The organism is Bacteroides sp. 3_2_5 (assembly GCF_000159855.2).
GTDB lineage: Bacteria > Bacteroidota > Bacteroidia > Bacteroidales > Bacteroidaceae > Bacteroides > Bacteroides fragilis.
In genome coordinates, this window is sequence record NZ_JH636044.1 from 1,225,158 (window position 1) to 1,237,293 (window position 12,136).

The 12,136-nt window shown below is 44.0% G+C and carries 10 protein-coding genes; 5 read left to right on the forward strand and 5 right to left on the reverse strand.

The window, feature by feature from the left end; translation table 11 throughout:
* Window positions 1-38: 38 nt before the first annotated feature.
* The 4 genes from BSHG_RS13005 to BSHG_RS12990 all read right to left on the reverse strand — a co-directional run bounded on the left by BSHG_RS13005 (window position 39) and on the right by BSHG_RS12990 (window position 6,239).
* Window positions 39-653 carry an L-threonylcarbamoyladenylate synthase gene (locus tag BSHG_RS13005; RefSeq protein ID WP_005795972.1) on the reverse strand — a complete coding sequence of 205 codons (615 nt, stop codon included), beginning with the start codon at window positions 651-653 and terminating at the stop codon, window positions 39-41.
* 47 nt (window positions 654-700) lie between these two features.
* Window positions 701-3,214 carry an AsmA-like C-terminal region-containing protein gene (locus BSHG_RS13000; RefSeq protein ID WP_008658796.1) on the reverse strand — a complete coding sequence of 838 codons (2,514 nt, stop codon included), beginning with the start codon at window positions 3,212-3,214 and terminating at the stop codon, window positions 701-703.
* A 237-nt stretch (window positions 3,215-3,451) separates the two neighbouring features.
* Complete coding sequence (locus BSHG_RS12995) at window positions 3,452-5,452, reverse strand: AAA family ATPase (protein ID WP_005785291.1); 2,001 nt, start codon at window positions 5,450-5,452, stop codon at window positions 3,452-3,454.
* Window position 5,453: 1 nt separating this feature from the next.
* Window positions 5,454-6,239: a Cof-type HAD-IIB family hydrolase gene (locus BSHG_RS12990; protein WP_008658798.1), complete on the reverse strand. Its 786-nt coding sequence runs from the start codon at window positions 6,237-6,239 to the stop codon at window positions 5,454-5,456.
* Between the two features lie 171 nt (window positions 6,240-6,410).
* Here BSHG_RS12990 and BSHG_RS12985 point away from each other — a divergent pair, with 171 nt between their 5' ends.
* The 5 genes from BSHG_RS12985 to BSHG_RS12965 all read left to right on the forward strand — a co-directional run bounded on the left by BSHG_RS12985 (window position 6,411) and on the right by BSHG_RS12965 (window position 11,311).
* On the forward strand, window positions 6,411-7,595 hold the full coding sequence (locus BSHG_RS12985) for a MalY/PatB family protein (RefSeq protein WP_008658800.1): 1,185 nt from the start codon (window positions 6,411-6,413) through the stop codon (window positions 7,593-7,595).
* 31 nt (window positions 7,596-7,626) lie between these two features.
* Window positions 7,627-8,862 (forward strand): PLP-dependent transferase, encoded by a 1,236-nt coding sequence (locus BSHG_RS12980; protein ID WP_005795960.1) that lies wholly within the window; start codon window positions 7,627-7,629, stop codon window positions 8,860-8,862.
* Window positions 8,863-8,887: 25 nt separating this feature from the next.
* Window positions 8,888-9,469, forward strand: coding sequence for an RNA polymerase sigma factor (locus BSHG_RS12975; protein WP_005795958.1), 582 nt, complete (start codon window positions 8,888-8,890; stop codon window positions 9,467-9,469).
* Window positions 9,470-9,578: 109 nt separating this feature from the next.
* Window positions 9,579-10,685, forward strand: a complete 1,107-nt coding sequence (locus BSHG_RS12970) for a FecR family protein (RefSeq protein WP_005795956.1) — start codon at window positions 9,579-9,581, stop codon at window positions 10,683-10,685.
* A 191-nt stretch (window positions 10,686-10,876) separates the two neighbouring features.
* On the forward strand, window positions 10,877-11,311 hold the full coding sequence (locus BSHG_RS12965; RefSeq protein WP_005785307.1) for an STN domain-containing protein: 435 nt from the start codon (window positions 10,877-10,879) through the stop codon (window positions 11,309-11,311).
* A 12-nt stretch (window positions 11,312-11,323) separates the two neighbouring features.
* Here the strand turns inward: BSHG_RS12965 and BSHG_RS12960 are convergent, their stop codons facing one another.
* Window positions 11,324-12,067: a Crp/Fnr family transcriptional regulator gene (locus tag BSHG_RS12960; protein WP_005795954.1), complete on the reverse strand. Its 744-nt coding sequence runs from the start codon at window positions 12,065-12,067 to the stop codon at window positions 11,324-11,326.
* Between the last annotated feature and the right edge of the window lie 69 nt (window positions 12,068-12,136).

A 12,136-nucleotide genomic window follows, 5' to 3' on the forward strand; every position in this document is an offset into this window, starting at 1 on the left:
ATATACTAACACCCTGCATCTGAAAAATGTTTAATGGGTCAGGCCTCTTCCAGTTCCCCTTTTCCCTGCCGGACGATGGCGGCTTCTCCTTCAGTGCAGTTCACAACTGTCGAAGGTTCAATCCCCCCGATACCTCCGTCGATCACGAGGTCCACTACGTCACCGAGTTTTTCGTCGATCAGTTCCGGGTCAGTGACGTACTCTATGTCTTCGTGCTCGTCATGAGGCAACGTGGTGGTCATGATCGGAGCATCCAGCAGACGGGCAATTTCACGGATGATACTGTTATCCGGCATACGGATACCTACTTCTTTCCGGTTTCGAAAGATTTTGGGCAACCGGTTAGTTCCGTTCAGGATAAAAGTGAAAGGTCCGGGCAGGTTACGTTTCATCAACTTGAAAATGTTGTTGTCCACTTTGGCATATTCACTGATGCTGCTCAGGTCATAGCAAATAATAGAGAGATTGTTTTTCTTCGGGTCAATCTCTTTGATCCGGCAGATGCGTTCGATGGCACGTTCCTTCAGGCCATGGCAACCGATGGCATACATGGTGTCTGTGGGATAGATAATCAATCCCCCGTCGTTCAGTAGGTCTACAATCCGTTGCAGGTCCTGAGGATTATTATTTTTTTCGTAAAGTTTGAGTATCATAATTGTCTGTTATTTATGCGAATCACTTCTCTCACTCCTGATTCACGTTATTTTATTTTCTTTTTAAGAAAATCGAGTGCCTTTTCTACGGCTTTCTCTTTTACCTTCTCCTTCACGGAATCTTTGTTGGCCGTTGTAGCCGAATCCAGCCCGAGCTTTTTCCCGATTTCGCTGATTGCCTTGTCTGTCACTGCTTCTACTGCCTGATTGGTCATGCTTTTCGTATCCAGTGATACTTTGGGTGAGGAGAAAGTACCTCCTATTTTCAGGTCGAGGGTAGTCAGTTTGGCGATATCACCTGCCGATGCCGGTAATTTGATCTTTCCCGAATAGTCGATGGTTTGGTCGAGTCCTGTGCTTCCGGAAAGATTCATGACATAGTCACCCAGTTTGATATCGAACGGCTTGGTAGATACTCTTCCGTCTTTGATGGTGAAATCCAGTGCCATATCTTTCACCTTCATCTCTTTGAGTTCAGGCTTCTTTACGGCTTCGGCTATCTGGTCGATTACTTTTACGCCGCTGAGGCTAAGATCTTGGGTCGAAAGGCTTCCGTTTCCTTGCATCGTATCCATGACAGGGCTCATTTGGTTGTCGAGTAAAGTCCGGATATGCATATTACCCGAAAAGTTGCCTTTCAGGTTTTCAAAGATAGGAGCCATTTGCTGCACCATATCCAGTTCTTTGTAAGCCTGTGCAAAACCGATATTTTCCATACGGAATCCTGCGTTCATTTCCGGCTTCTTCGGATCGGCGGTCGAATAGTATCCGTTCATAACGACACTTCCTCCCATGGTGTTCATTGACAGATTTGTCATATCGACTTTTCCGTTTTTCACAATAAGTTTGCCATTCATGTTTGTAAAAGTCATCTTGTCAAATAACACTTCTTTCAGGCCGGCATCCATCTGGAAGTCGATATTCTGCGGAACTTCGATCATACTGGCGGTTTCTTCGGTCGAAGATGCTTGTGATGTTTGGGCGGTACTGTCAGTTGTGGCCGTCATAAAATCGTTTAGATTCAGATGGTTCGACCGGACATTCAGGGTACCTTTCAGTGTGCTCCCTTTAAGAATATAGCCCATATAGTTCTCGAACCGGCAGTCGGCAGTAAGATCATTCTTTCCGATGGCTACTGTCGTTTCACTGAGTTGCAGATATTTCGGAGTGAATGTGAACAGGGATTTTTTTATTTCTACATCCGGCATCTCTTTCATTTTCAACTTCATATCACTGAGGGCAATGGTTCCCGAAGCGGAGAAACGATCGTATTGTTCCTTTTCGATGTATGACAGGTGTCCGGCCATTGTCATATCCGCACGAACGGTACCATTCAACTCCATATCATCCAGCGGATAGACTTGCTTGATCATGCCCAGATTAAGTACCCCTTTGGCTTCGGCTGTAAAGTCCGGGTCGCTGACAGGTGTCTTTATGTCGGCTGTCAGACTAAACGGATTTTCCGCCAGTCGGAAACTGAAAGGATGTATGCTTATCTCGGTCAGGTCAATGTTACCTCCCGGATTCCGAACTTGTGCGTCGATGTTAATCTGATCGACTCCCGCCGGCAGGGATGGATATCGGAACATGGCGTTTTTTACAGCCAGTCGGACATCGAACTGTGGAACCATGTCACCTTGCAGTATTCCTTTCGCTGTAGCTTCAAGAGTTGCTGTACCATCTGTTTTCAGATTCTTGAACTCTTTGGAATAAATGGCCGGTATCAGTGACAAGATTTCTTTGAATCCTATTTCGCTGGTGTTGAGTTTCAAATCCATGTCGATAGCAGGGTCTTTCAACTCTATCCATCCGTCAATGCCGGCTTTAATGGCGTTCAGACGGAATTCGTTCTTTTTCAGTGTAAATTTGTTGTGTGCCAGATCGGCATCTACATCCATCTTGGCGTAGACGTTAGCTTGTGAGAGGAAAGGGATACCGTTCATTTTATAAGTCAGGGCTTCAGTTTCGGCTTCCAGGCTGAGTAAAGTCTGGTCGCTACCCAGATCACCCGAACAAAGCGCATTGAAATTGTGTATGTCGGCGTACATCGCGGACTGCCGGTCGTCATATACCACATTCATGTTTTTGATGACAAAACGCTGGAGTTTAATTCGGAAAGTAGAAGATTCACCACTTTCTTGGGTTTCGCTGGCAGTGGATGAATCGGGTTTCATGATATCCCAGTTAGTTTTTCCGTCCGGAAGTACGATGGCGTGTAACCGGGTGTTTTCAACAGATACTTTGGATACATCGTATCCGTCATCTCCAAAAAGCGAAAACAGGTTAATAGCCGCTGTTACCTCACCGGCCTTCACCAATGTGTCGTTTTCAAATTCTCCGGTTCCCTTCAGCCAAAAATCATTCAGGGTGACGGAAGCTTTGGGGAAATTGCGGAATAAGCTGATATCAAGGCTACTAAAATCAAAATGACCGTTAAGCATTTTGTTGCCTTCCGATTTTACGATACCTTCAATCTTGCCACGGAAGGCAAAGGGAAGGAGAAACATCAGTATCAGAATGACGCCGATGACGATTGCTGTAATTTTGAATCCTTTCTTCATAATTGCACTGGTTGTTAGGTTTATAGTGATAACAAAGTTAGTAATAAAAGACAAGAAGTCCAAGGTTATCGGGGATTATGTTTTACTGTATAGTCCTCTTTTAATAGGGCGAATCCATCTCATCACAAATTATGCAGATTAACACAGATACTTTATATATTGACAATGAAATAAATTATTAATCTGTGAAGATCTGTGTAATCCTGTGGTGAAATAGATTACAGAAATAAACTTACCTTATTTCTTCTTTTTTCGTAGTTCCTCTGCTATACGCCATTGGATGGCTGCTTCTGTCTCTTTACCGACTTTTAATAATGCATCTCCGAAAAGTTCGTGTGCTCCGGGATGTTCAGGTTTCAGGCTAGTTGCTTTGTCGAGGTCTGATAAAGCCCCTTCTATGTTTTCTGTCTGCAGGCGAAGTTTGCCTCGGTTATAGAGTGCTTTGAACTCTGAAGGACGCAGGCTGACTGCCCGGTTCAGGCAATTCTCGGCATCGAAGAACTCTTTTTCATTGAACAGCGTGATTCCTTTTCGTATCCAGGCGTCGATGTATTCGGGATAGAGCTCAATCGCTTTGTCATAATTGGCAAGGGCGGCCCGAACGTCATGCGCCTGAGTGATACATTCGTTTCCCATTAGCAAATACTCTCGGGCATACTTTTGCAGGCTTTTTTTCTGTGCCTCCATTTGTGCTTGTAGTTTCCTTTTTTGTTCCCGCAATAGGTTGACGACTCCCAATTTCCTGCGAATTAATCTTCGGGCGGCAGGCTTTTCTATATCATAACGGGAATGAATGGCCAGGAAAAACTGCTCGAGGCATGTTTCGAAATCTCCTTTGTCGAAAGCACGGGCAGCTGCGGCATACTGCACATCGGCCTGTGCTTGTTTTAATGCTTTGTCGATGGCTTGCCGGTTGTTGAATCTTCCGGAAAAACTGACAATCTCGGGACGGACAAAAATATCCGCGCGGCTGATAGGCTTTTTCAGTTGAATTCCTTCAAGCGATGTGCAACGGCTGAGAGCTACATAAGCTTGTCCGCCGGCAAACACTCCTCCGGTAAAGTCTATGACTACACGGCTAAAGGTCAAACCCTGGCTTTTGTGCACGGTGATGGCCCATGCCAGGCGGATGGGATATTGTGTGAAAGTACCCAGTTCTTCTTCCTCAATCTCCTTTTTCTCTTCGTTGTACTTGTAACGGATGTTGCGCCATGATTCCCGGTGGACATCACACTCTTTGCCATCATCGGTGATGACGTAGATGATACCGTCGTTGTCGATGCCGCTTACTACACCGATGGTACCGTTTACCCAACGGCGTTCAAAGTCATTTTTGATAAAGATGATTTGTGCTCCCGGTTTCAGGGTCAGTTCTTTTGAGGTGGGCAAGCTACTTTCGGGAAAGTCGCCGTTGATCTCTCCCTCAAACACTACAGGATCGCCAGGGAGTTCGGTAAGTTTCCGTTCATTGATGGTTTCTACCGTATCGCGGCGCGTAGCCAGAGTGATGTATAAATCTTCTTCCGAAGCATCAATTTGAGCGCCATAGCGGGTGTTGAGCAGCTGAAGGTCGGCTGCCCCTGCTGCTCCGCTCCGGATGTGGTCGAGTACACTGACAAAGACTGCATCTGACTGACGATATACTTTCTGTAACTCGATAGATACCAATTCGATCTCGTTGAAGACCCGTGCCGAGAAAAAATAAGGAGTGGGATAGAAGCGGTTGATAATTTCCCGTTCATCCCCTTTGATTACCGGTTCAAGCTGGAATACATCGCCTACCAGTAAAACTTGTTTTCCTCCGAAGGGGTCGCGCAGATTACGACTGTATACACGCAAAATGCGGTCTACGGCATCAATCATATCGGCACGTACCATTGATATTTCGTCGATAATGACCAGTTCTACCTGTTCCAGCAATTTACGGTGTGGCTTGGTGTATTTAAAGAATTCATGGATGCGTCCCCGTTGCAAACTCAGATTCGGATCATCAGGAAGTAACGGATGAAAAGGAAGTTTGAAGAAGCTGTGCAGAGTGCTGCCACCGGCATTAATGGCAGCGATTCCGGTGGGTGCCAGCACGATGTGTTTCTTCTTGGTATTCTTACAGATGTATTTCAGGAAAGTAGATTTACCCGTTCCCGCTTTCCCCGTGAGGAAAACTGATTGACGAGTATACTGAATCAGATTCAGTGCATCCTGAAACTCCTTATTACCGGTGTCTATTGTAAATTCCACGTCAGATGATCCCGAAATGTTTTAATGCTTTTTGTATTCCGTCTTCGTCTACAGAAGTGGTTATGTAGTCGGCGGTTTCTTTGACATCGTCATTCGCATTGCCCATGGCTACTCCGATGGCTGCATGGCGCAACATACTGATATCGTTGCCTCCATCACCAAATGCCATTGTTTCTTCCTGTCCGATACCGAAATGGCGAATGATTTCATCTATTCCTTTTTGTTTGCGGATACCTTTAGCTACGATATCTGTAAATGCAGGAAACCAGCGTCCGGATTCGCAGTTCGGGAGTAAAGGCAATATCGTTTTCTCCTCTTCGGTAGTGATGAATGGGGTCATCTGAAAGATTTCGGCTTGCGTAGCCTCGTCTGTAGTTTGGATGGGCAGGATATCTACATGCAGGAAATCATGAAAGATTTCGTTAACCAGCTTGTTGGTATTGCAAACAGCTACGGTATGTTCGGCTACAAAGATACAGGGAAAGTTTCTCTCGTCCGAAAGTGCAGCCAGTGCCTTAACATCTTGTACCGGGATGGAATGTTTGTAAATCACCTCATCTCCAACGAAACAATACCCTCCGTTCATGGTGATGTAGCCGTCTATCAGTTCCCGTTCCTGAAGGGCGGTGAGGTTGTTGATAATCGCTTTCGGGCGTCCGGTAGCGATGAATATCTTGATACCTTTAGCTTTTGCTTCGGCTATGGCTGCGAGGGTAGACGAAGGAATTTCGTGAGTGTTGAAACTAACCAACGTCCCGTCTATATCGAAAAACAGGGCTTTTATCATACGTCTTTTCTTTAATGGAGCACAAATGTACTGAAAAAGCCTGATATAGAGTAACTGAATACCACAATGATGGTAAATTTTAACTGCTGTCTGCTAAAATAGCTCATTTGGTTTCATTATGAAACAGATGAATTGTACATTTGCAGGCTGAACCTAAAAATAGAACCCTATATGAAATATAACTTTGATGAAGTGGTAGAGCGCCGGGGAACAGACTCGGTGAAGTATGACGCAGTATCGGAACGTTGGGGACGGAGCGACCTGCTTCCGATGTGGGTGGCCGATATGGATTTCCGTACTCCTCCTTTTGTGATAGAGGCTATCCGTCGGAGATTGGATCATGAAGTATTGGGGTATACTTTCGCTTGCGAAGCTTGGTATACATCCATTATCAATTGGCAGAAAGAACGTCACGGGTGGAATGTTACCCGGGAGATGCTGACGTTTACGCCGGGTATTGTGCGTGGATTGGCTTTTGCCCTGCAATGTTTTACGGCTCCAGGGGACAAAGTGATGGTGATGCCTCCTGTTTATCATCCTTTCTTTCTGGTGACAGAACACAACCACAGGGAGGTAGTCTACAGTCCGTTATTGCTGAAAGACGGGCAATATCAGATTGATTTTGAACGCTTCCGTGCTGATGTAAAGGGCTGTAAAATGTTGATTTTGAGTAATCCTCATAATCCGGGAGGGCGTGTCTGGACTCGGGAGGAGTTGGCCGAGATAGCAGAGATTTGTTTTGATAATCAAGTATTGGTCATCTCGGATGAAATTCATGCCGATCTGACATTGCCGGGATACACGCATCCTACGTTTGCATTGGTATCGGAAAAGGCTCGACGGAATTCACTTGTGTTTATGTCTCCCAGTAAAGCTTTCAACATGCCGGGACTTGCCAGTTCGTACTGCATTATAGAAGATGAGGCCATTCGTCATCGTTTTCAGACTTATATGGAAGCCAGTGAATTTAGTGAAGGCCATTTATTTGCATATCTTGGAGTGGCTGCCGCGTATAGCAATGGAACGGAGTGGCTGGATCAGGCATTGGAATATATTCAGGAGAATATTGATTTTACAGATGAATATTTAAAAACACATATTCCCGCAATCCGGATGATTCGTCCTCAAGCTTCTTATCTGATTTTTCTGGACTGTCGCGGTATGGGTGTTTCGCAGAAAGAATTAGTTGACTTTTTTGTTGACGGTGCACATCTGGCATTAAACGATGGCGCTATGTTCGGTAAGGAAGGCGAGGGATTTATGCGGCTTAATGTGGCTTGTCCGCGGAGTGTGCTAAGACAGGCACTGGATCAGATAAAGGAGGCATACGAGTTGAAGCATGACACAATAGCATAATTTGTGGAATTTATATAAAAAGACTTTCAGGATGAAAAAAAATAGTTTTGAGACACAAATATTGCATACTCCTTTTGAAAAAGAGGATGCATATCATTCTCTTTCAATGCCGGTGTACCACACTGCTGCCTACGAATTTGAGACTGCAGAAGAGATGGAAGCTGCTTTCTGTGGGCAGAAAGCCGGGCATGCTTATTCACGCATAACAAATCCTACGGTACAGTACTTTGAGCAGCGTGTGCAAAGAGTGACCGGAGCGCTGAGTGTGACAGCTTTGAACTCCGGGATGGCTGCGATAAGCAATGCTTTGATCACACTGTCAAGCGCGGGAGCTAATGTGGTGACTTCGACACATTTATTTGGCAATACCTATTCATTCCTGAAAAGTACATTGGAAGCTTTTGGGGTAGAAGTACGCTTCTGTGACCTGACATGTCCCGAAGAAGTGAAGCAACAGATTGATGGAGATACTTGTGCGCTTTTTTTGGAAGTTATTACCAATCCGCAGTTGGAAGTGGCCGATCTGAAGGCTCTTGCCGACATAGCACATAAGGCCGGAGTACCGTTGCTGGCAGATACGACAGCGATTCCTTTCCATGTATTCCATGCGACTGACTTCGGAGTTGATATCGAGATTGTGTCCAGTACGAAATATATTTCGGGAGGAGCTACCTGTATAGGAGGACTGATTATAGATTACGGCACTTTTGACTGGGAGCATTCCGCTAAGTTGGCTGCTCTGAGTGCAGATACCGGGAAGGAGGCTTTTACTGTCAAACTCAGAAAAGAGGTTCACCGTAATCTTGGAGCATATATGACCCCGCAGGTGGCTTATATGCAGACACTCGGACTTGAAACGATGGAAGTACGGTTTGCTCGTCAGGCAGAAACCTGCCTGAAACTGGCACAATGTTTGCAAGAACTGCCTGAGATTGAGTCGGTGAACTATACCGGATTGGAATCTAATCCGTTTTATGAATTGAGTACCCGCCAGTTTGGTTCTCTTCCGGGAGCGATGTTGACGTTTGATCTTCCGTCGCGTGAGATATGTTTTCGTTTCATAAATCGGTTGAGAATCATACGTAGGGCAACGAACTTATTTGATAATAAAACGTTAGCTATCCATCCGGCAAGTACAATCTACGGTTCGTTTACCGAGGATCAGCGTCGAGGTATGGATGTCAGCCAGAAAACCATTCGCCTTTCGGTGGGGCTGGAGCGGGCTGATGACTTGTTAGACGATATCATACAGGCCCTGAAAAGCTAAATTTATCATTTACAAACTTTATACAATGCTGCCAAAGAAAAAAAACCTGGAAGAAGAGAGAGCGAAACATACGGTTGATAGTCTTTATAAGGACTATGTTGACGACTTGTTTTCGTATGCTTTGGGATTCGGGTTTGATAAACAGACAGCGATGGATGCCATTCATGATGTGTTTTGCAGGGTATGTATCCGCGAAAGAGAAGTGCAGGAGATACAGAATCCTAAATTTTACTTGTTGCGTGCCCTGCGAAACCAGTTGATTGACACCTATAAACTCAAACGAAACTACTCGGAGGTTCTTACCGGTGAGATTACCGATGAACTTCCATATAAAATCAAAATTACCGTAGAGGATGAAATAATCGCAGCGGAAGAGCAGGCGGAAGTATCACAGAAAGTTGACGAGATTCTGAGTATACTTACCGAACGCCAGCGCGAGATTATTTATTTACGTTATATGCAGGAATGCTCTTATGAGGAAATTGCAGAGATTATGCAAATCAGTGTTCCTGCCTGTCGTAAATTGCTCTATCGGACCTTACTTAAACTGAAGCACAATAACACATTAGTGCTCTTCTATCTCTTACTTTCTATTAATGTTGGTTAAATAAGGCTCCATTTTAAATTTTATTCGGGAAAAGTGGGCATGAAACCTGCGCCCGTTCGTGTTCTATGCAGACAATAGTGTTATTAAACTCTTAAAGCACCTGTTCTGAATGGAAAAAACGAAGCGGGATAGCAGACATATTGATCCTTTGAAAGACGAAGAAAAGTTCTTCCAGTGGTTAAAATTCAAGAGCGTTCGGATGAATCAAGAACACCTCTCGAAAGATGACTATGAACGCCTGCGTCAGCGAATCCATGTTTCGCTGCGTATGTTGCGTCGGAAAAGAACGGTCAGGAGGGTAGCTTATTATGGTGTATCCGTATGCGTCATTATTGCATTAGGAATTGTTGCTTATCTGAATCATTATGAGAGAGTGGAACCTGTGCCGTCTGTTGTCGAAAAAAAAGCGGAGATTGTCTGGCAACCTTTGAAGTCGGAAGATATTCGTCTGGTTAGCGGTGATAGCATAACTTCGTTCCGGCAAAACGTGCAATTGCTCTTGAGCAAAGATGGATCAGCTATGGTATATCATCCTAATAGCGGGCAGAAGCGAATCAGAATGGAACAGGACGAGGTTAATGAACTGGTAGTTCCTTATGGTAAACGATCGAAGGTTAAACTGGAAGATGGAACGGAAATCTGGCTGAATTCCGGTTCGGTACTTAAGTTTCCTACTCATTTCTCGGGAGAGAAACGGGAAGTAAGCTTGAAGGGTGAAATGTATGCCGAAGTTACGGCAGATAGTAAAAAACCGTTTATCGTGCATACGGCCCATTTTGATATACAGGTATATGGAACGCGTTTCAATATATCGGCTTATGAAGATGAACCGACTCCTTCGTGTGTACTTGTAGATGGAATAGTCGGATTCCGTCCGGAATCCGGTCCTGAAATACGCATGAAGACAAATGAAAAAGTACTTTATGATGGCAAGCGATTTGAAAAAAGAAAAGTGAGTGCTTCCAGATATACTTGTTGGAAAGAAGGCTATCTGGAATTGGATGATGCCAATATCATGGATGTACTGAACCGGATAGGGAGATATTATAATCTATCGTTTAGCTTCGGCGATAAGAAGCGGCTGACCGGTAGGAAGTGTTCAGGAAAAATTTATTTATCCGATAATATAGATAATGTATTGACAACTATATCATTGCTGTATTCTACTGATTACAGGAAAGAAGAACGGACTATTTTTATATCTGAGAACCCATAAAATGGTAGAGCCTATGGAATGACACTGAACACTATGACATACGCACACACAACCCCCACGAAAAGGATAGAGTGATATCCTTCCTCTAACTTACACACACGACTACGTATCAGAGCCGGGAAGCATGATTATGCCCTCCGGGAAGGGATGCAATGGCCTGAAACTAAGTATTATAACAACTGGAACAAAGCATGAAAAGAGAACGTATAGTAAGAACTGAAAACATTGATAGACAGAGAATAAAATATAGAGTATTGTTTGGTTTTATTTTCATTATGTGCTGTAACGGGGCAGCTTTACCGTCGGAGGACGGCAAGATGCCGGACTGGAAATTTTCTTTTAGTCTGAAACGTATACCGATGATCCGGATTTTTGATGAAATCGAGCAAAAAAGTGATTTTGTCTTTGCATGGTCCTGTGATATCGACAACGAGATTCATGAGGAAATCAGTATTTGTGTTACGGAAGAACCCATTCAAAAGGTAATGGAAAAGGTTTTGAAAGGATCGGGACTTGTTTATCAGAGACTCGACAGGCAAATTGTTGTTTATCGTTTGCTGGGACACAATGCCTGTAGAGTAGATTCTGTGAGAGTGATGACTAATATGGAACAGAATGACCGATAGACTACCGGAAATTTATCGTTTCTCGTTCCATTCTGTCAGGAGTGATAAATCGGGTATGCGGATTTCTTTCCGGTGAAGTTCCAACAAATTTAATTCTTGCAGTCCGTTGAGAGCTTTTGATACATTCAGGCGGGTGTCGTCCAACATGCGGGCCAAATCATCCATTTTTACCTTGAACAGCTTCTCACCTGTCATTCTCTCAATGTGTCCTAAAATGAAACGGATTATTTTGTCTTCAATGTCTTTGGGAGCTTTATCCCATAAGCGTGTATAGAGATTTTGCGCACGATTGCTGACGATGTTCATATAGTTAAGACGAAAAATATCATATTTGAACAACTCGCCCATGACAAACGATTTACTGATACTTACCATTTGCGCTTCTTCATTGTACGGAATATAGGAAGATATATACCGGGTATTCATTCCAAACATGGAGTAAGGTTCTAATACGGCAGGAGCTTCGAAATATTCAATAACAGTCAGCGTGTCGTCTTCCGATACGGTGACGGAAGAGAGCCTGCCTTTTAGCAAGAAAAGTAACTGATCACAGACCTCACCACTTTTTATCAATGGTTCTCCGGGTTTGTGACGAGTGAAGTGAAGTTTTACTTTTTCTAATATATTAGTGAAATCCTCATGACAAAGTCCCTGAAAAAGGGGGAGTTGCAACAAGGTGTCGAACATGGTTTCCATATATCGTAATCTTCTAATTTGAAAGCAAATGTAACGATTATAGGGGTTGGCTGAAACCATCCTCCCTATCTTTTTGTTTTTTTTATTATTTCTTAAAGATGGTAGTGATTACATAAAACAATCTCTTGC